The sequence below is a fragment of the Pantoea pleuroti genome (assembly GCF_014156615.1).
Lineage (GTDB): Bacteria > Pseudomonadota > Gammaproteobacteria > Enterobacterales > Enterobacteriaceae > Pantoea > Pantoea agglomerans.
On the sequence record NZ_SBFD01000007.1, the window covers coordinates 194,381 to 213,821 of the forward strand.

Annotated in this window: 18 protein-coding genes; 12 read left to right on the top strand and 6 right to left on the bottom strand. The window is 56.7% G+C overall.

The features are described 5' to 3' along the window. Positions 1-13: 13 nt before the first annotated feature. From hemY to hemC, 4 genes are read right to left on the bottom strand one after another with little or no spacing between them, the layout of a single operon-like run. Positions 14-1,210: a protoheme IX biogenesis protein HemY gene (gene hemY / locus EPG66_RS17100; RefSeq protein WP_069025598.1), complete on the bottom strand. Its 1,197-nt coding sequence runs from the start codon at positions 1,208-1,210 to the stop codon at positions 14-16. A 2-nt stretch (positions 1,211-1,212) separates the two neighbouring features. Then, entirely contained in the window at positions 1,213-2,346 is a 1,134-nt protein-coding gene (gene hemX, locus EPG66_RS17105) for a uroporphyrinogen-III C-methyltransferase (protein WP_010257336.1), read from the bottom strand. A gap of 25 nt (positions 2,347-2,371) precedes the next feature. Next, positions 2,372-3,100: a uroporphyrinogen-III synthase gene (gene hemD / locus EPG66_RS17110; protein WP_182687623.1), complete on the bottom strand. Its 729-nt coding sequence runs from the start codon at positions 3,098-3,100 to the stop codon at positions 2,372-2,374. Further along, entirely contained in the window at positions 3,097-4,038 is a 942-nt protein-coding gene (hemC, locus tag EPG66_RS17115; protein WP_031292611.1) for a hydroxymethylbilane synthase, read from the bottom strand. Before hemC ends, hemD begins: the two co-directional genes overlap by 4 nt. A gap of 315 nt (positions 4,039-4,353) precedes the next feature. Here hemC and EPG66_RS17120 point away from each other — a divergent pair, with 315 nt between their 5' ends. The 10 genes from EPG66_RS17120 to EPG66_RS17160 all read left to right on the top strand — a co-directional run bounded on the left by EPG66_RS17120 (position 4,354) and on the right by EPG66_RS17160 (position 15,150). Beyond that, positions 4,354-6,912, top strand: coding sequence for a class I adenylate cyclase (locus EPG66_RS17120; RefSeq protein WP_182687625.1), 2,559 nt, complete (start codon positions 4,354-4,356; stop codon positions 6,910-6,912). Positions 6,913-7,059: 147 nt separating this feature from the next. After that, positions 7,060-7,260, top strand: a complete 201-nt coding sequence (gene lptM / locus EPG66_RS17125; protein ID WP_010257328.1) for an LPS translocon maturation chaperone LptM — start codon at positions 7,060-7,062, stop codon at positions 7,258-7,260. 28 nt (positions 7,261-7,288) lie between these two features. Further along, a complete protein-coding gene (gene dapF, locus EPG66_RS17130; RefSeq protein ID WP_010257326.1) occupies positions 7,289-8,113 on the top strand; it encodes a diaminopimelate epimerase in 825 nt (274 codons plus the stop codon). Further along, the gene (locus EPG66_RS17135) at positions 8,110-8,814 is read left to right on the top strand and encodes a DUF484 domain-containing protein (RefSeq protein ID WP_010257324.1); all 705 of its coding nucleotides are present in this window, start codon (positions 8,110-8,112) and stop codon (positions 8,812-8,814) included. The genes dapF and EPG66_RS17135 overlap by 4 nt, the downstream gene beginning before the upstream one ends. After that, positions 8,811-9,716: a tyrosine recombinase XerC gene (gene xerC, locus EPG66_RS17140; protein ID WP_069025599.1), complete on the top strand. Its 906-nt coding sequence runs from the start codon at positions 8,811-8,813 to the stop codon at positions 9,714-9,716. The genes EPG66_RS17135 and xerC overlap by 4 nt, the downstream gene beginning before the upstream one ends. After that, a complete protein-coding gene (yigB, locus tag EPG66_RS17145) occupies positions 9,713-10,429 on the top strand; it encodes a 5-amino-6-(5-phospho-D-ribitylamino)uracil phosphatase YigB (protein ID WP_022624864.1) in 717 nt (238 codons plus the stop codon). The genes xerC and yigB overlap by 4 nt, the downstream gene beginning before the upstream one ends. A gap of 154 nt (positions 10,430-10,583) precedes the next feature. Continuing rightward, positions 10,584-12,746, top strand: coding sequence for a DNA helicase II (gene uvrD, locus EPG66_RS17150; RefSeq protein WP_010257313.1), 2,163 nt, complete (start codon positions 10,584-10,586; stop codon positions 12,744-12,746). A gap of 67 nt (positions 12,747-12,813) precedes the next feature. Further along, positions 12,814-12,870, top strand: coding sequence for a YsgD/CorL family protein (gene ysgD / locus EPG66_RS23280; protein ID WP_353748370.1), 57 nt, complete (start codon positions 12,814-12,816; stop codon positions 12,868-12,870). Between the two features lie 176 nt (positions 12,871-13,046). Continuing rightward, entirely contained in the window at positions 13,047-14,000 is a 954-nt protein-coding gene (gene corA, locus EPG66_RS17155; RefSeq protein ID WP_003854370.1) for a magnesium/cobalt transporter CorA, read from the top strand. 97 nt (positions 14,001-14,097) lie between these two features. Beyond that, positions 14,098-15,150, top strand: a complete 1,053-nt coding sequence (locus tag EPG66_RS17160; RefSeq protein WP_039390486.1) for an AbrB family transcriptional regulator — start codon at positions 14,098-14,100, stop codon at positions 15,148-15,150. On the opposite strand, the gene rarD is transcribed toward EPG66_RS17160, so the two are convergent. Continuing rightward, on the bottom strand, positions 15,121-16,020 hold the full coding sequence (rarD, locus tag EPG66_RS17165) for an EamA family transporter RarD (RefSeq protein ID WP_010257306.1): 900 nt from the start codon (positions 16,018-16,020) through the stop codon (positions 15,121-15,123). The genes EPG66_RS17160 and rarD overlap by 30 nt on opposite strands. A gap of 23 nt (positions 16,021-16,043) precedes the next feature. After that, the gene (locus tag EPG66_RS17170) at positions 16,044-16,514 is read right to left on the bottom strand and encodes a thioesterase family protein (RefSeq protein WP_010257304.1); all 471 of its coding nucleotides are present in this window, start codon (positions 16,512-16,514) and stop codon (positions 16,044-16,046) included. Between the two features lie 194 nt (positions 16,515-16,708). Between EPG66_RS17170 and pldA the strand changes: the two genes are divergently transcribed. Both pldA and recQ read left to right on the top strand, forming a co-directional pair. Further along, positions 16,709-17,587 (top strand): phospholipase A, encoded by an 879-nt coding sequence (gene pldA, locus EPG66_RS17175; RefSeq protein WP_010257301.1) that lies wholly within the window; start codon positions 16,709-16,711, stop codon positions 17,585-17,587. Positions 17,588-17,611: 24 nt separating this feature from the next. Further along, entirely contained in the window at positions 17,612-19,441 is a 1,830-nt protein-coding gene (gene recQ, locus EPG66_RS17180) for an ATP-dependent DNA helicase RecQ (protein WP_010257299.1), read from the top strand.

Sequence of the window (19,441 nt, forward strand, 5' to 3'; positions counted from 1 at the left end):
TATGAAAAGAGGCTCAGGCGTTGGGATTGTTCTTCAGTGTGAGTAACAACCCTTCACGACGCATCTTCGCCGCTTCTTCCGGGCGACGCAGACGATCGTAAACATCCGCCAGCCATGCATAATCAAACGCGTCAGGACGCTGTGCCAGCGCCTGCTGCAGTGCCTCAGCAGCCTGCTGCCATTCACCATGCCGCATCAGCAACTGCCCCAGCGTACTGTGCAGCAGCGGTGTCGCGCCGTGCTGTTTGATCTGTTGACGTAATACTTTCTCCAGCGCTTCCGGATTCCCACTTTTGATGCGAGGCATCAGCAGTACCAGACGATCGTCATAATGACGCTTGAGGCCCTCCAGCACGATCGATTGCGCGGTGTCGTGATCGTTGCATTCAATCAGATGATCCGCCATGGCCACCTGCAGCGTCGTTTCCTGACGGGTTTTGCGGCTCAGATCGTTCCACCAGCGCTTCAGCCCATCGCTGCCCTGGTCGGCCATCGCCTGATTCATCAGACCCAGCCAGGCCTGCTGCTGTAACGCATCGCGATGCAGCTCATCGCCAACCTGCGCCTTCTGCATGGCGGGCAGAATATCCAGCAATGCACTCCAGGCACCAGTACGGACATACGCCTGTTCGGCCAGGCGCAGCACTTCAGGATGACGCGGTGCCACTTCCAGCAGACGGTCAATGCTATGACGCGCAGCATGATCTTCGTTACGTGCCAGCTGAATACGTGCGCGGGCAATTTCTACCGGAATAGTGTTGCTCTCTGACAGCTCTGCAGCACGTTCAAGATGCTGATTAGCACGCATTTCATCACCACGCTGTTGCGCAGCTTCTGCTGCCAGCAGGTAGTTCGCCACCGGCACATCAGCGTGATCGGCATCTTTAGAAAGCAGTTTTTCCACCTGACGGTGATCGCCTTCTGCCAGCTTCATCAGCGCCGACTGAGTATGACGCTGGGCGCGACGGCGTTTACGTCCGGTAAACCAGCCACGGGTACGCGCGCCGGTGTGCAGCACGCGGCGCAGCAGCCATTCCACGGCCAGAATCACCAGCAGGCTGAGGATGAGGATAATGACCAGGCCGGTGACGCTGGTTTCGATATTCCAGTTATCGGTCTGAATCAGCACGTAGCCCTGATGACCGGCAATCATCGGTCCCAGCACTACGCCAGCAATCAGCAGGATAAAGAGGATAAATACCTTAAGCATGCTTAGCCTCCCTGCTGATTAGCAGCGGCAGACGGTTGCGCTAACAGGTTCCGAACGCGGGTCTGCATCAGCTGTTCCAGCAACGGCTGACTTTCCAGGTTATCCGGCAGATCCATATTGATGTTCTGCTGGCTCAGCTCATCCAGCTGGGCAAGGAAGGCTTTGGTAGCGGCATCATTGGTGTCGTACCAGGCGCGAACCCATGCGGACACGGTGTCGATAGATTGTTTATAAATCTCATCCTGATGACGCGGTACCGCCTGAGCAGCAATCAGCAAACGCGAGCGGATATTCTCACGCAGGTAAACATCCTGATTAGGTGCCAGCAGCGGCTGGGCGGTGTTATCGCGGCGGCGGATGGTAATAAAATCATCCATAAAGTTATGCCAGCTTTTCACCAGATTCTGACGCCATTCGCGCACGGAACCTGACAGTTCACCGCCATCGCTGTCCATCGGCGCATCATCGCTGTCGTTATCGGCCAGACGCAGATTATCAACGTTGTTCGACAGCTGGTTCAGTTTGAGGATCACGCCGTCATAATCGACCTGCGTAACAGAAGAGAGGTTACTGATATCCTGGGTCAGCGCACGACGCACATTCATGACGCTGGGATCGTTCATGTCGGCCAGGCTGGCATCGGCGCTTTTCAGCAGTGCAGCGGCGGTGGTGACATCCTGGTCGCTCCAGAGTTTGCGACCAGCCAGTTTCACCAGATAGTCCGCCTGTGCCAGCAACCAGCTGCGCACGTCGTTACCAGAAATCACGGCCACTTTTTCACGCAGGGTTTCCAGCTCTTTTGCTGACGCGTTCTGCTGTGTCTGGGCTGTCTGCAACGCGGTTTCAGCGCCGCTCAGTTGCTGAGTCAGCTGCTGTTTGTCGCTGCTGGCCTGCTGTTGCAACGCGCTTAATTGTTCGCTCAGCTTCTGATTGGTTTGTGCCTGTAAATCAGCCTGATGTTTCCCGTTAAGGTATAAACCCGCACCAATCGCCAGCGCAATGACAATCGCAACTGCACCCAGCACCATGCCACCATTTTTCGCATTACGCGGTGGTGTGCTGTTGCTGGAAGGAGAGCGGTCGACCGCTGGGGTGGTTTCTTCAACCATGGCGGAGGAGTCTTTTTGTTCCGTCATATGTGGCACATCCCATTGTTAAAGTTCAGCGTAACGCGCGCAGCAGCGCATCGTTATCGGCACCATCGGCTACCTGAATATCCTGCCAACCCAATCCTGCGGCCAGGGTAGCCAAACGTTCACTGACGACAACCAGTCGGCAGTTGAGCAGCCATTCCTCGCGATCAATTGCGGGGAACAGCGAAAAAAGCTGTTGTAACATTTCACCGCTGGTCACCACCAGCACGGAGACACCGCGATCGCGCCAGCGGCGTCCTTCAACGGGTCCATCATAATACTTCTGGCAGCGCTGATAACAGGCTGCAAACGACACCTCAGCCCCTCGCCGGGTTAACGTCTGTGCCAGCAACTCGCGTCCGGGATCGCCACGCAGGATCAGTGCACGTTTACCGGCAACCTGCTGAAGGGTATTCAGCCGGATCAGTTCTTCACTGGTTTCATGTGCATGAGGCCAGGTCACCTGCTGTCCGCTGGCGGTATGAAACGCCAGTGCGGTGCTGCGACCAATTGCATAATAGTCCAGCTCAGCGGGCCATGCTGTGACGGTGTGTTGTGCGTAATGTATAACCTGCTGAGAAAGGATAAAAACCAGGTCGCCAGGGCGAAGTGCGGCGAGCTTTTGTGGCAGAGAGGTGAGATCAGCGCCCGGCGCAAATTCGATCAGCGGCAGGCTCCACGCCTGTTTGCCAAGGGCATGCAGGCGTGACACCAGCTCTGCCGCTGCGGGTTCCGGACGCGTCACCAGAATGGTCATGCCGGCGGCTGCCCCTGATAAACTTCCTGCAGGATTTCACGCGCGCCGCCATTGAGCAGTTCATCGGCCAGTGAAATGCCCATCTGTTCAGCCTGAGCGCGGGGACCACGGCGTTCGCCGCTGACCATGACCCGGCCATCCGGTGCGCCGACCATGCCGCGCAGCCAGAGGTCATCGCCTTCCAGCACCGCGAAACTGCCGATTGGCACCTGGCAGCCACCCTCTAAACGGGTATTCATGGCGCGCTCCGCTCTGACACAGACTTCGGTGTCATCGTGATTCAGCGCCTGCAACAGGCCAATTAAGGTGGTGTCGTCCAGACGGCATTCAATGCCGACCGCACCCTGACCCACGGCGGGCAGGGAAACTTCGGCAGGCATCGCCTGACGAATGCGATCTTCCAGTCCCAGGCGTTTCAGCCCGGCGACAGCAAGAATAATCGCGTCATACTCTCCGGCATCGAGCTTGCCGAGGCGGGTGCCGACATTGCCACGCAGCGAGCGGATAACCAGGTCCGGACGGCGCGCACTAATCTGGCACTGACGGCGCAGGCTGGACGTGCCGACAATGGCACCCTGTGGCAGCGCGTCGATAGAGTCATAATGATGAGAAACGAACGCATCGCGCGGATCGTCGCGCTCGCAGATGGTTACCAGGCCCAGACCTTCCGGGAAATTGACCGGCACATCCTTCATCGAGTGCACCGCCATATCGGCACGGCCATCCTGCATCGCCAGCTCCAGCTCTTTGACAAACAGCCCTTTGCCACCCACTTTTGCCAGCGGCGTATCAAGGATAATGTCACCTTTCGTGACCATAGGCACCAGCTCAACGCGCAGTCCCGGATGGGCACTCATGAGTCGTTGCTGTACATAATGTGCCTGCCATAATGCGAGCGGGCTTTGTCTTGTAGCAATTCTGAAAATTTTGTCTAACATGCTGTTAACCATTTTTATCGTTCACTGAATATCCTATCATCTCTGGGTGAAGACTGTCAGTTTCAACGGATTGAAAACGGCCTGCGTGCGGTTTCAGGCCGGTTTATTAAGCCATAACGTGGGAACCAGAGCTGAAAAGGCGGGAAGCTGGTAAGAACGTGCTAAACTGTCAGGTAGCGCAACTTTCTTTACGGTCAATCTGCAGGGTGTTAGATTGATCACGTTTCCAGCAATTATCTGCCCACTTTTTTACTTTATAAGCGGCAGAGTGTGGAAACAGGGTGCTTAAACACTGGGACAATCAGGCGAAACGTCTTGTACCTCTACATTGAGACACTGAAACAGAGACTGGATGCAATCAACCAGCTGCGCGTTGATCGTGCGCTGGCTGCTATGGGACCCGCTTTTCAGCGCGTCTACAGTCTGCTGCCAACCTTATTACATTATCAACATCCGCAGATGCCGGGTTACCTTGAAGGTAGCGTTCCACATGGCATCAGCTTCTTCACGCCTGATGAAAATCAGCGTCAGCTGCTGGCCGATCTCACCGGCGACAGCGATCTGCGTCATGCCGATGCGCCGAAAGGCGAAATGCCGATCACGGCTATCTATTCTATGGGCAGCACCTCATCTGTCGGCCAGAACAGCGTCTCGGATCTCGATATCTGGGTCTGCCATCAATCCTGGCTCGATAATGAAGAGCGTCTGAATCTGCAGCGCAAATGTACGCTGCTGCAGAAGTGGTGCGTTTCGATGGGCGTGGAGGTGAGTTTCTTTCTGATTGATGAGAACCGCTTCCGCCACAACGAAAGCGGCAGTCTGGGCGGTGAAGATTGCGGTTCAACACAACACATTTTACTGCTGGATGAGTTTTACCGTACCGCGGTTCGTATGGCGGGTAAACGCATCCTGTGGAATATGGTGCCGGGCGAAGAAGAGCACAATTACGACGACTACGTGATGTCGCTTTACGCCAAAGGCGTGCTGACCCCTAATGAGTGGCTCGATCTTGGCGGCCTCGGCACGCTGTCGGCGGAAGAGTATTTCGGCGCCAGCCTGTGGCAGCTCTATAAAAGCATCGACTCCCCGTATAAAGCCGTACTGAAAACGCTGCTGCTGGAAGCGTACAGCTGGGAATACCCGAATACGAAACTGCTGGCGATGGATATCAAACAGCGCCTGCATGACGGTGAAATCATCTGCTTCGGGCTTGATCCTTACTGCATGATGCTGGAGCGCGTCACGCACTATCTGACCAGCGTTGACGATCAGCCGCGTCTTGACCTGGTGCGCCGCTGCTTCTACCTCAAAGTGTGTGAAAAGCTCAGCACCGAAGATCATCAGCACCGCACCGGCTGGCGTCGCGAAATTTTATCGCAGCTGGTCAAAGAGTGGGGCTGGAACGAAGAGAAGATCGCCATTCTGGACAACCGCGCTGAGTGGAAAATCGAGCGGGTGCGCGAAGCCCATAATGAATTGCTGGATGCGATGATGCAGAGTTATCGCAACCTGATCCGTTTTGCCCGCCGCAATAACTTAAGCGTCAGCGCCAGCCCGCAGGATATCGGTGTGTTGACCCGTAAACTGTATGCCGCGTTTGAAGCGCTGCCGGGCAAAGTGACGCTGGTGAATCCGCAGATTTCGCCCGATCTCTCCGAGCCCAATCTGACCTTTATTCATGTGCCGCCTGGCCGCGCCAACCGTTCCGGCTGGTATCTCTACAACCAGGCACCGGACATGGATTCGATTATCAGCCATCAGCCGCTGGAATATAACCGTTACCTGAATAAGCTGGTGGCGTGGGCGTGGTTCAATGGGCTGCTGACCCGTAAAACCCGGCTGCATATTAAAGGCAATGAGGTTTGCGATCTGGCGCGTCTGCAGGAGCTGGTTAACGATGTTTCCAGCCATTTCCCGCTGCGTCTGCCCTCGCCGACGCCAAAAGCGCTCTACAGTCCGTGCGAAATCCGGCACCTTGCGATTATTGTTAACCTTGAACACGATCCGACGGCGGCCTTCCGCAATCAGGTGGTGCACTTCGACTTCCGTAAGCTGGATGTCTTTAGTTTTGGTCAGCAGCAGCAGTGCCTGATTGGCAGCATCGATCTGCTCTATCGCAACTCCTGGAATGAGGTACGTACGCTACACTTCAGTGGCGAACAGGCGATGATCGAAGGGCTGAAAACCATTCTCGGCAAGATGCATCAGGATGCTGCACCGCCCGATACGGTGGAAGTGTTCTGCTACAGCCAGCATCTGCGCGGTCTGATTCGGACGCGGGTACAGCAGCTGGTCTCAGAATGCATTGAGCTGCGCCTCTCCAGCACACGTCAGGAGCCGGGTCGCTTTAAAGCGCTGCGTATGGCGGGTGAGACCTGGGGCCTGTTCTTTGAACGCATGAGCGTTTCGGTGCAGAAGCTGGAAAACGCGGTTGAGTTTTATGGCGCGATCTCCAACAACAAGCTGCACGGACTGTCGATCAAAGTCGAAACGAATCAGACGCCGCTGCCACCCGTGGTCAACGGTTATGCCAGCGAAGGCATTATTCAGTTCTTCTTTGAAAACACCACTGATGAGCGCGGCTTCAATATCTACATCCTTGATGAGACCAATCGGGTTGAGGTCTATCATCACTGTGAAGGCAGCAAAGAGGAGCTGGTGCGCGACGTCAGCCGGTTCTACTCCTCATCGCACGATCGCTTTACCTATGGTTCGAGCTTTATCAACTTCAACCTGCCGCAGTTCTACCAGATTGTGAACACCGGTGAGCGATTCCAGGTGATTCCGTTCCGTAGCCAGACGCTGACGCAGCTGTGTACCTCGCAGCCTGACAACGACAACAGCGACTATCAGCCACGCTATCAGGTGCACTGATGCTGACGGGCTGCCTGCGCTCTGCGGGTGGCCGCAATCTTCCCGGCTTGTCACCCGCTTCACGCTATTTGCGGGCATTTCCTGTTGCTTTTCCACCTTCAACTGCGATGATAAGCATCCAGGTAAAGGACATGAAGAGCATAAAGAATGAAGAAAGTAATAAGCCTGTTGGCCATGACACTGGCAGTAATCAGCCTTGCAGGTTGTGGTCTGAAAGGACCGCTCTACTTCCCGCCGAAGGATCAGCCGAAGAAACAACAAGCCCCAACCGACCGCCAGAAAGCGGATGCCTCTAAAGCCGATGTCGGCGGGCTGGTTACCGGCAATTCAGGCGTAAAAGCGAACTAATCTGATGGCTTATCCGGCGGAGCAAAAAATGCAGTTCTCCAAAATGCACGGTCTCGGCAACGATTTTATGGTTGTGGATGCGGTGACACAAAACGTCTTCTTTTCGCCGGAATTGATCCGCCGGCTGGCCGATCGTCATCTGGGGATCGGCTTTGATCAACTGCTGATTGTTGAACCGCCTTATGATCCCGATCTCGATTTCCACTATCGCATTTTCAACGCTGACGGCAGTGAAGTCGCACAGTGCGGCAACGGTGCGCGCTGCTTTGCCCGCTTTGTTCAGCTGAAAGGGCTGACCAACAAAAGTGACATCCGGGTCAGTACGCAGAATGGCCGCATGGTGTTGACCGTCACGCCTGACGACCAGGTGCGCGTGAACATGGGCGAGCCAAACTTTGAGCCTCAGCAGGTGCCGTTTCGTGCCAACAAAGCCGAAAATCTCTATCTGCTACGTGTGGCCGAACAGACGGTGATGCTGGGTGCGGTGTCGATGGGCAACCCGCACTGCGTTATCCAGGTTGAAAGTGTCAAAACCGCGCAGGTTGAACTGCTTGGCCCGATTCTGGAGAGTCATGAACGCTTCCCGGATCGCGTCAATGTCGGTTTTATGGAGATCATCAATCCCGAACATATCCGCCTGCGCGTTTACGAACGCGGAGCGGGTGAAACGCAGGCGTGCGGCAGCGGCGCCTGTGCTGCCGTTGCATGTGGCATTCAGCAGGGCATTCTGGCACCCAAAGTGCGTGTCGACCTGCCTGGCGGAACGCTGCACATCACCTGGAAAGGCGCCGGTCAGCCGCTCTATATGACCGGGCCTGCGACACACGTCTACGATGGGTTTATTCATCTATGAAAAATATCGAAGAGCAGGCTGACAGTTCGGTTCTGCTGGACGATCAGGCCGTCAGTGATTATCTGCGGCAGAATCCCGATTTCTTTATCCGCAATGCCCGCGCAGTTGAACAGATGGCCGTGCCGCATCCGGTGCGTGGCAGCGTCTCGCTGGTCGAATGGCATATGGCGCGGCAACGCAACCATATTCAGCGGCTGGAAGAAGAGATCACGCTGCTGATGGAGCAGGCCAGCGCTAACCACGAACTGTTTGACCGTCTGCTGTCGCTGGAAAGCCATCTGGCCGCGGCTGACTCGCTGCAGGATATGCTCAACCGTCTGCATCGCTGGGCGCGTGAGCTGGGCCTGGCGGGTGCCAATGTGCGGCTGTTCAGTGATAAATGGCTGCTGGGCGCGCCCTCCGATTTCTTTCAGCTGAGCCTCTCGCGTCAGGCGTTTGAACCGCTGCGTATTCAGCGCTTCGGTAACCAGCATCACTATCTTGGCAACATTAACGGGCCGGAACTGCTGCTGCTGTTGCCGCAGGCCAAAGCGATCGGGTCGGTTGCCATGTCGCTAATGGGTGAGGAGGGCGATCTCGGCGTGCTGGTGTTCAGCAGTCGTGACAGCCAGCACTATCAATCGGGCATGGGGACACTGCTGCTGCAGCATCTGTCGCAGATGATGCCTGATCTGCTCTCCCGCTGGGTTGAACGCGCATGAGCAGCGCGCTGCAGGAGGCCGTCGACGGATTTCTGCGCTACCTGAAAGTGGAGCGCCAGCTCAGTCCGTTAACCCAGAGCAGCTATGCGCGCCAGCTTGCCGCGCTGGTGGCGATTGCTGATGAGATGAAGCTCAGCAGCTGGGCGCAGCTGGAACCAGCACAGGTGCGCAGCATGGCGGCGCGCAGCCGTCGCGCCGGACTGGCCGCCAGCAGCCTCGCGCTGCGGCTCTCCGCCCTGCGCAGTTTTCTCGACTGGCAGGTGAGCCAGGGTTTGCTTTCTGCCAACCCGGCCAAAGGGGTGATGACGCCGCGTAAAGCGCGCCATCTGCCTAAAAACATTGATGTTGATGAAGTGAATCAACTGCTGGAGATCGACCTTAGCGATCCGCTGGCGGTGCGCGACCGGGCGATGCTGGAAGTGATGTATGGCGGCGGTTTGCGTCTCTCTGAACTGGTGAATATGGATTGTCGCCACGTCGATCTCGATTCAGGCGAAGTGTGGGTAGTCGGTAAGGGCAGCAAAGAGCGCCGGATACCGATTGGTCGCACGGCGGTCACCTGGATCCAGCACTGGCTACCGCTGCGTGGAACCTTTGGCGGCCAGGATGATGCGCTGTTTCTTTCGACGCGCGGCAACCGCATCTCGCCACGCAACGTGCAGAAACGCTTTGCCGAATGGGGCATCAGACAGGGCGTGGCCAGCCATATCCATCCGCATAAGCTACGACATTCATTTGCCACGCATCTGCTGGAATCCAGTGGTGACCTGCGCGCCGTGCAGGAGTTGCTGGGCCATGCAAACCTGTCGACGACCCAGATCTATACCCATCTCGACTTCCAGCATCTGGCTTCGGTGTATGACGCTGCGCATCCCCGCGCCAAACGAGGAAAGAACGAATGAAGTTTTATCGTCCGCTGTCGGCCATAAAAGCCATGACCTTCGACCTTGATGACACACTCTACGATAACTACCCGGTCATCCGTCGCACCACCCTGGAATCCCATGCCGCGTTGCAGGCTTTTCATCCGGCGCTGCGTGACTTCACGCCGCAGGATTATCAGCAGTTGCGCGATGAACTACTGCAGCGCGAACCTGATATCTATCATGATGTTTCGGAGTGGCGACGCCGTTCGGTTGAGCTGGCGATGCTGAATATCGGCCTCTCTGCTGCTGAAGCCACCGCGGGCGCGGCAGAAGTGATGGCGGTCTTCCATCAGTGGCGGAGTCAGGTCGAGATGCCGGATGAGACGCACCAGACGCTGAAAGCCCTGGCGGAAAAAATCCCGCTGGTGGCTGTCACCAACGGCAACGCCTGCCCGGAAAAAATGGGCATTGCCGAATACTTCCGCTTCACACTGCGGGCCGGCCCGGACGGGCGCGCCAAGCCATGGCAGGATATGTATCAGCTTGCCGCGCAACGCCTTGATATCGCGCCACACCATATTCTGCACGTGGGTGATGACCTGACCACCGACGTGGCGGGCTCACTGCGCTGCGGGCTGCAGGCCTGCTGGATTAACCTGCGGCAGGGCAACCTGATGCATATCCCGGATGCGCGCCTGTTGCCGCATGTCGAAATTTCGCGGTTGGCATCACTCACCTCACTGCTATAATGGCTGTAAATTTATCCAGTCGTCTCCTCTTTCTGTTTTGCCGCCGTCCCTTATCCGGCACCTGTGTCGCCGCCTGACTGGCAGCGATAATGCCTTGCGGCAGGCGGAATAATCAGTGTGACGACGGCGTTTTTTTCTTTGGTAATCGGTGCTTATGGACGTTTCTGAACTGCTCGATGGTTTGAATGACAATCAGCGCGCTGCCGTTGCGGCACCGCGCAGTAACCTGCTGGTGCTGGCAGGCGCGGGCAGTGGTAAAACGCGGGTGCTGGTGCATCGCATTGCCTGGCTGATGTCGGTGGAGAACTGCTCGCCCTATTCGATTATGGCGGTGACCTTTACCAATAAAGCGGCAGCGGAGATGCGTCACCGTATCGAGCATCTGATCGGCACCAGTCAGGGCGGGATGTGGATCGGAACCTTCCACGGTCTGGCGCACCGCTTACTGCGCGCCCACCATCTTGACGCCGGTCTGCCACAGGATTTTCAGATCCTCGACAGCGAAGATCAGCTACGTCTGCTCAAGCGCCTGATCAAATCAATGAACCTTGATGACAAACAGTGGCCTGCGCGTCAGGGCATGTGGTACATCAATGGCAAAAAAGATGAAGGCCTGCGGCCAAAGCATATCGAAAGCTACGGCAATCCGATTGAGCAGACCTGGCTGCGCATCTATCAGGCCTATCAGGAAGCCTGTGATCGCGCGGGTTTAGTCGACTTTGCCGAGCTGTTGCTGCGCGCCCATGAGTTATGGCTCAACAAGCCACACATTCTTAATCACTACCGCGAACGCTTTACCAATGTGCTGGTGGATGAGTTCCAGGATACCAACAACATTCAGTATGCCTGGATTCGGATGCTGGCGGGCGACAGTGGTCGGGTGATCATCGTGGGCGATGATGACCAGTCGATCTACGGCTGGCGCGGCGCGCAGGTCGAGAATATTCAGCGCTTTCTGCAGGATTTCCCCGGCGCGGAAACGATCCGTCTGGAGCAGAACTACCGCTCAACCAATAACATCCTGAAAGCCGCCAACGCCCTGATCGCTAACAACAATGGTCGTCTGGGGAAAGAGCTCTGGACCGAAGGCAGTGATGGCGAACCGATCTCGATCTACTGCGCCTTTAATGAGCTGGATGAAGCGCGCTTCGTGGTCAACCGCATTAAGGTCTGGATGGAGAACGGCGGCGCGCTCAACGACTGCGCCATTCTCTATCGCAGCAACGCCCAGTCGCGTGTGCTGGAAGAGGCGCTGCTGCAAAGCAGCATGCCGTACCGTATTTATGGCGGCATGCGCTTCTTCGAACGTCAGGAGATCAAAGATGCGCTCTCCTATTTGCGTCTGATGGCGAACCGCAATGACGACGCGGCATTTGAACGCGTGGTAAATACCCCGACGCGCGGCGTGGGCGATCGCACGCTCGACGTGGTGCGTCAGACGGCCCGTGAACGTCAGATGACGCTGTGGCAGGCAACGCGTGAACTGCTGCAAAGCCGTGCGCTGGCCGGCCGGGCCGCGTCTGCGCTGCAACGCTTCTGTGAACTGGTTGATTCACTGGCAACCGAAACTGCCGAGTTACCGCTGCATGTTCAGACCGACCGGGTCATCAAAGACTCTGGCCTGTGGCTGATGTATGAGCAGGAAAAAGGTGAGAAGGGTCAGGCGCGTATCGAAAACCTTGAGGAGCTGGTGACCGCTACGCGGCAGTTCAGCTATCAGGATGAAGATGAAGATCTGATGCCGTTGCAGGCCTTTTTATCCCACGCCGCGCTGGAAGCGGGCGAAGGCCAGGCAGACAAATGGCAGGATGCAGTTCAGCTGATGACGCTGCACTCGGCAAAAGGGCTGGAGTTCAGCCAGGTGTTTATCGTCGGCATGGAAGAGGGCATGTTCCCAAGCCAGATGTCACTGGATGAAGGTGGCCGGCTGGAGGAGGAGCGTCGTCTGGCTTATGTCGGCGTGACCCGTGCGATGCTGAAGCTGACGCTGACCTACGCCGAAACCCGCCGACTCTATGGTAAGGAAGTGTATCACCGCCCGTCCCGTTTTATCGGCGAACTGCCCGAAGCGTGCATAGAAGAAGTGCGTCTGCGCGCCAGCGTCAGCCGTCCGGTAAACCATCAGCGTATGGGTGCCCCGGTGACCAAAAATGACAGTGGATTCGCGCTGGGGCAGCGTGTTCATCACGCAAAATTTGGCGAAGGCACCATCATTAATCTGGAAGGTAGCGGCGAGCATAGCCGTCTTCAGGTGGCGTTTCAGGGGCAGGGAATCAAGTGGCTGGTGGCGGCTTACGCGAAGCTGGAAACGCTTTAGCGTGCGGTTGACGGCTTTTTCGTCTCAGCGTAACATGCGCCCACTATTATCATGAGAGGACAATGCCTTGGACACGCCCAGTCGATGCTGGCTCAATGACCTGGATTCCAGGAATAACATCTAAGGCTACCTCTTTACGCGGGTAGCCTTAGCGGTTATCAGCGACCTCCCTTTTTGATTCCGTCGCGAGTCAGCACTGATTTATCTCTGAAACTCTGTTTCCGTGTTCAGGCTGCCCGTTCCATGTTGAGGAACGGCGGACTGCCTTGTCCCATTTAGTCTGCAATGGGGAGTATTGCTATGCTGAGCGCATTTAAACTGGATCACAGCCGCCTGACGCGACTGGAGCTGGAAGACGAAAACGACAAACTGACGACCTCTGTCTGGGTCGATCTGATCGAGCCGGAAGAGGGCGAACGTGATCGCGTGCAATCTGAGCTGGGCCAGAGTCTGGCAACACGGCCTGAGCTGGAAGATATCGAGGCCTCGGCACGCTTCTTCGAAGATGAAGATGGCCTGCATATCCACTCCTTCTTCTTCTATGAAGATGCTGACGATCACGCCGGTAACTCCACCGTGGCGTTTACCATCCGTGAAGGCCGTCTCTACACGCTGCGCGAACGTGAGCTGCCTGCTTTCCGTCTCTATCGCATGCGCGCCCGTAATCAGACCCTGATCGACGGCAATGCCTTTGAGCTGCTGCTTGACCTGTTTGAAACCAAAATCGAACAGCTGGCGGACGAAATCGAGAACATCTACAGCGCACTGGAGAAACTCAGCCGGGTGATCATGGAAGGTCAGCAGGGCGAAGAGTACGATCAGGCGCTGTCGCGATTAGCGGAACTGGAAGATATCGGCTGGAAGGTGCGCCTCTGTCTGATGGATACCCAGCGCGCCCTGAACTTCCTGGTACGCAAAGCACGTTTGCCGGGCAATCAGCTGGAGCAGGCGCGTGAAATTCTGCGCGATATCGAATCGCTGCTGCCGCATAACGAATCACTGTTTCAGAAGGTCAACTTCCTGATGCAGGCGGCTATGGGTTTCATCAACATCGAGCAGAACCGCATTATCAAGATCTTCTCGGTGGTCTCCGTGGTGTTTCTGCCGCCGACGCTGGTGGCCTCCAGTTACGGGATGAACTTTGAGTTTATGCCGGAACTGAAGTGGAGCTTCGGTTATCCGGCGGCGATCGGCCTGATGATTCTGGCCGGACTGGCGCCTTATCTCTATTTCAAGCGTAAAAACTGGCTTTAAAATAAGAACGGGCCATCTGAGATGGCCCGTTCTGCTGGCTCCTGTCCCCATTTCTGCGTAATCTTACCCTCCTGTTTTTACAAATTATTAACTTCTTATGGACGCTTTTTCGTTGCGCGCGCAGTGGACACTGCTGCTGCTGATCTCGGTATTACTGGGCGCGGTGCTGCACTATTTTCATGTGCCCGCTGCGCTGTTACTGGGGCCGATGATTGTCGGTGTAGTGATGGGGCTGTCGGGTGCCACGCTGCGAATTGATAAACGGCTGTTCCTGCTCGCTCAGGCCGTACTGGGCTGCATGATTGCGCAGAGTCTGTCGCCTTCGATTCTGGCCCCGCTGATTCAGGACTGGCCGATCGTGCTGACGGTGCTGCTGCTGACGCTGGCGGCCAGCGGCCTGTCAGGTTTTCTGCTGGTGCGCTTCAGTCATCTGCCTGGCCCGACCGGCGCATGGGGATCGTCGCCGGGCGGTGCATCGGCCATGGTGGCGATGGCGGGTGACTTTGGCGCTGACGTGCGGCTGGTCGCATTCATGCAGTATCTGCGGGTGCTGTTTGTCGCCTCGGCGGCCGCGCTGGTGGCGCGCATCGGACTGGGCGATGAGGCGCACAGCGTCTCGCTGCTCTGGTTTCCACCGCTGAATCAGGGCTTTGTTATCACCCTGGTGGTGATGCTGACAGGCGCGTGGCTGGGCACACGACTGCGCATTCCTTCTGGCGCGCTGCTGCTGCCTGCGCTGGCGGGTGCGGCACTGCACAGTAGCGACATCGCGGTGTTACAGGTGCCGGAATGGTTGCTGGCCGTGGCCTATGCACTGATTGGCTGGAGCGTGGGATTACGTTTCACCCGCCCGATTTTTCTGCTGGCACTGCGCACGCTGCCGCAGATGCTGGCCTCGATCTTCGGGCTGATGCTGTTGTGTGGCGGGCTGGCGTGGATGCTGACGCGAATGCTGGATATCGATCTGATGACGGCCTATCTCGCCACCAGTCCAGGGGGGCTGGACACGGTGGCGATCATTGCGGCGGGAACCCAGGTCAACATGGCGTTTGTGATGGCGTTGCAGACGTTGCGTCTCTTTACTATCCTGCTGACCGGCCCGGCTTTAGCGCGCTTTATTTCACGCTATGCGCGAACGGGAACGGAATGAAAACGCCACCGCATCGCAGACAAATACCAGCAGCGCCAGCCAGATGAAACCAAAAGTCACCATCTTGTCTGGCGTGATGGTCTCACCGTAAAACGCGACCGCCAGCACAAACATCAGCGTCGGACCGAGATACTGAAAGAAGCCTACGGTGGAAAGTCGCAGACGACTGCAGGCTGCCGCAAACAGCATCAGCGGAATGGTGGTCACAATGCCCGCCGCTATCAGCTTCAGGTTGAGACTCAGTGGGTTGGCGGATAAGTGGCTGGTGGCGCTGTCGGCAAAGCCAAACAGGTAAATCGCCGCCAGCGGAAACAGCCACAGAGTTTCAATCAGCATGCCGCTCTGCGCATCGACCTGAATCTTTTTACGCACCAGGCCATACAGGGCAAAACTCAGCGCCAGGCCCAGCGCGATGATCGGTAACGAGCCAAACTGCCACAGCTGCACCAGTACGCCGACGGTGGCCAGCAGCACGGCGAGCCACTGCAAGCGGCGAAACCGTTCGCGCAAAAACAGCATGCCGAACACCACGTTGATCAGCGGGTTAATAAAGTAGCCCAGGCTGGCTTCCAGCATATGCTGATTGTTGACTGCCCAGATAAACAGCAGCCAGTTGCCGCCGATAGTCACGGCCGTCAGCGCCAGCAGCAGCACTTTTTTAGGCTGGCGCAACACGCTGCGAACGCCGGGCCAGCTGCGGCTCAGGGTAATCAGTAACAGCATAAACAGTGCAGACCAGATCACCCGGTGCGTCATGATTTCCGTGGCGGGAACCTGCTTTACCAGCTTGAAATAAGCGGGCGCAATGCCCCAGATAAAGTAAGCGCCCAGTGCAAAGCCAACGCCCTGGCGGGTTTGTTGCGTATCCATATGCGATCCATTCAATGGCGTGGTTAGCCGATAAGATAGGTGGCGGTAGCCGTGGCGATATAATCGCCCTGTTGATTGTGCAGTTCCACACGCGCCACGGCGACTTTGTTACCGGCGCGCAGCAGGCTGCTGGTGGCGGTGAAGCGTTCGCCGCGTCCGGGACGCAGATAGTCGACGCGCATATCAATGGTACCCATGCGTGACAGACGCTGGCGCAGATCCGCTTCGCTGATGCTTTCCTGACGGGTTAATGCATTACTGACGCAGACCATGCCCGCCGCGACATCCAGTACCGACGCGATAACGCCGCCGTGCAGAATCTGCTGCGCCTGGTTGCCCACCAGCATGGTTTTGTTATTGAAGCTGATCTCTGCGTAGTCTGCGTCAAGGCGCATCAGTTCCAGGCCCAGCGCCTGATTAAACGGCATGTGATAAACGAAAATTTCGCCGACCAGCTGGCGAGCGTCCTGCTGTGTCAGCACGGGTGATGACATGATGATGTGTCCTGAAAAAATCGGGCCAGAGGGGCGCGGAATATGAATGAGTTGTGTATTCTATGCCGCCTGCGAGGGTGTTTCCAGTTTAAGAAATCAGCACTCATGCTCACTGCCATTTGCGTGTAGAATGGCCTGCTTTTTACGACACCCTTTCAGTTACTTTGATACGCAGCTGCTCACCGGAGAATTTTATGCGTAAGCATCGCGCCTTGCTGGCGGCAATGTTGATATTTCCTGCGCTGGCGCAGGCGGATGAAGCCCATATTAAAGAGGTTCATGACGCGCCACAGGTTCAGGGCAGCATTATCGCTAACCTGCTGGAGAAGCATGATAACCCGTTTGTTCTCTATCCTTACGAGAACAACTATCTGCTTTATACCTATACCAGCGACCTCAATAAAGAGGCGATCTCCTCCTATAACTGGGGAGAGAATGCCCGCAAAGATGAAGTTAAATTCCAGCTCAGCCTGGCGTTTCCGCTGTGGCGCGGTATTCTGGGCGACAACTCCGTGCTGGCCGCCTCTTATACCCAGCGTTCCTGGTGGCAGCTGTCGAATAGTGCTGAGTCATCGCCATTCCGTGAGACCAACTATGAGCCGCAGATTTTCCTGGGCTGGGCGACCGACTATTCGCTGGCGGGCTGGACACTGCGTGATGTCGAAGTGGGTCTGAATCACCAATCCAACGGACGAAGCGATCCCACCTCGCGCAGCTGGAACCGCGTCTATGCGCGTCTGATGGCAGAGAATGGTAACTTCCTGGCGGAAATCAAACCCTGGTATCGCATCCCTGAAGGGGCGAACAGCGATGATAATCCCGATATCACCAAATACATGGGTTACTACCGCACCCGTCTGGGCTATAAGCTCGGCGACAATATCTTCAGCGTAGAGGGCAACTATAACTGGAACAGCGGTTATGGCGGCGCGACCCTGGGCTGGAGCTACCCTATCACTGAGCACGTTCGCTTCTATACTCAGGTGTTTAGCGGTTACGGTGAATCACTGATCGATTACAACCATCGCCAGACGCGTCTGGGTGTGGGTGTAACACTTAACGACTTGTTCTAATCCATAACGAAAGACAGGAATCGCGTGGCAACCTCGGCAGTTCTTAATCAGGAAGCGCTGGCGCAGCAGGTATTGCAGGATACCTTCGGCTACCAGCATTTTCGTCCCGGTCAGCAGACGATCATCAATGAGGCGCTGAGCGGGCGCGATTGTCTGGTGGTGATGCCCACCGGCGGCGGTAAATCGCTCTGTTATCAGATTCCTGCGCTGGTGCGCGAGGGGCTGACGCTGGTGGTGTCGCCGCTGATCTCGCTGATGAAAGATCAGGTCGATCAGTTGCTGGCGAACGGCGTGGCGGCAGCCTATCTCAACTCCACCATGACGCGCGATCAGCAGCAGACGGTGATGGCCGACTGCCGAACCGGTCGGGTTAAGCTGCTCTACATCGCCCCGGAACGCCTGATGATGGATAACTTCCTGGACAGTCTGGCGCACTGGCAACCGGCGATGCTGGCGGTGGATGAAGCGCACTGTATTTCCCAGTGGGGCCACGATTTCCGTCCGGAATATGGCGCACTCGGCAAGATGCGTCAGCGCTTCCCCGAATTACCGGTAATGGCGCTGACCGCTACCGCGGATGAAACTACCCGCAACGACATCGTTAACCTGCTGCATATGCAGGATCCGCTGATCCAGATCAGCAGCTTTGACCGCCCCAATATTCGCTACACGCTGGTGGAGAAATTTAAACCCACCGATCAGCTGCTGCGTTACGTTCAGGATCAGCGCGGCAAGTGCGGCATTATCTACTGCAACAGCCGGGCGAAGGTGGAAGACACCGCCGCGCGACTGCAAAGCCGGGGATTCAGCGTCGGGGCATACCACGCCGGTATCGACAGCGAGCAGCGTGGCCGGGTGCAGGAAGCGTTTCAGCGTGACGATCTGCAAATCGTGGTGGCGACGGTTGCCTTTGGCATGGGCATCAACAAGCCCAACGTCCGTTTTGTGGTCCACTTCGATATCCCGCGCAACATCGAGTCCTATTATCAGGAAACCGGGCGAGCCGGACGTGATGGTCTGCCTGCCGAAGCGATGATGCTTTACGACCCGGCCGATATGGCCTGGCTGCGTAAATGTCTGGAAGAGAAAGTGCCCGGACCGCTGCAGGATATTGAGCGTCACAAACTCAACGCCATGGGCGCGTTTGCTGAAGCGCAGACCTGCCGCCGTCTGGTGCTGCTGAACTATTTTGGCGAGGGCCGCCAGCAGCCGTGCGATAACTGCGATATCTGTCTCGACCCACCTAAACGGTATGACGGCCTGGTTGAAGCGCAAAAAGCGCTCTCCGGCATCTACCGCGTGGGTCAGCGTTTTGGTATGGGCTATATCGTTGAGGTGCTGCGCGGGTCCAACAATCAGCGTATCCGTGAGCAGGGTCATGACAAACTGCCGGTCTATGGACTGGGCAAAGATCAGAGCCACGAACACTGGGTGAGCGTGTTACGTCAGCTAATCCATCTGGGGCTGGTGACGCAGAACATCGCTATGCATTCGGCTCTGCAGCTCACCGAAGCGGCGCGTCCCGTGCTGCGCGGTGAAGTGCCACTGATGCTGGCGGTGCCCCGTTTAATCACCGCAAAAACAAAAAGCAGCAGTCCGGCGAAGTTTCACGGTGGCAACTACGATCGCAAACTGTTCGCCAAGCTGCGTAAGCTGCGAAAAGCGATCGCCGATGAAGAGAATATTCCGCCTTACGTGGTGTTCAATGACGCCACACTGATAGAGATGGCAGAACAGATGCCGGTCAGCGCGTCCGAGATGCTCAGCGTCAACGGCGTGGGTCACCGCAAACTGGAGCGCTTTGGCAAACCTTTCCTGGTGATGATCAAAGAGCATCTTGATGATGAAGAGTAA

Bases quoted from the DNA above. Each gene is read 5' to 3' on its own strand.
- hemY (WP_069025598.1), bottom strand. From the start codon at position 1,210: ATGCTTAAGGTATTTATCCTCTTTATCCTGCTGATTGCTGGCGTAGTG.
- hemX (WP_010257336.1), bottom strand. From the start codon at position 2,346: ATGACGGAACAAAAAGACTCCTCCGCCATGGTTGAAGAAACCACCCCA.
- hemD (WP_182687623.1), bottom strand. From the start codon at position 3,100: ATGACCATTCTGGTGACGCGTCCGGAACCCGCAGCGGCAGAGCTGGTG.
- hemC (WP_031292611.1), bottom strand. From the start codon at position 4,038: ATGTTAGACAAAATTTTCAGAATTGCTACAAGACAAAGCCCGCTCGCA.
- lptM (WP_010257328.1), top strand. From the start codon at position 7,060: ATGAAGAAAGTAATAAGCCTGTTGGCCATGACACTGGCAGTAATCAGC.
- dapF (WP_010257326.1), top strand. From the start codon at position 7,289: ATGCAGTTCTCCAAAATGCACGGTCTCGGCAACGATTTTATGGTTGTG.
- EPG66_RS17135 (WP_010257324.1), top strand. From the start codon at position 8,110: ATGAAAAATATCGAAGAGCAGGCTGACAGTTCGGTTCTGCTGGACGAT.
- xerC (WP_069025599.1), top strand. From the start codon at position 8,811: ATGAGCAGCGCGCTGCAGGAGGCCGTCGACGGATTTCTGCGCTACCTG.
- yigB (WP_022624864.1), top strand. From the start codon at position 9,713: ATGAAGTTTTATCGTCCGCTGTCGGCCATAAAAGCCATGACCTTCGAC.
- uvrD (WP_010257313.1), top strand. From the start codon at position 10,584: ATGGACGTTTCTGAACTGCTCGATGGTTTGAATGACAATCAGCGCGCT.
- corA (WP_003854370.1), top strand. From the start codon at position 13,047: ATGCTGAGCGCATTTAAACTGGATCACAGCCGCCTGACGCGACTGGAG.
- EPG66_RS17160 (WP_039390486.1), top strand. From the start codon at position 14,098: ATGGACGCTTTTTCGTTGCGCGCGCAGTGGACACTGCTGCTGCTGATC.
- rarD (WP_010257306.1), bottom strand. From the start codon at position 16,020: ATGGATACGCAACAAACCCGCCAGGGCGTTGGCTTTGCACTGGGCGCT.
- EPG66_RS17170 (WP_010257304.1), bottom strand. From the start codon at position 16,514: ATGTCATCACCCGTGCTGACACAGCAGGACGCTCGCCAGCTGGTCGGC.
- pldA (WP_010257301.1), top strand. From the start codon at position 16,709: ATGCGTAAGCATCGCGCCTTGCTGGCGGCAATGTTGATATTTCCTGCG.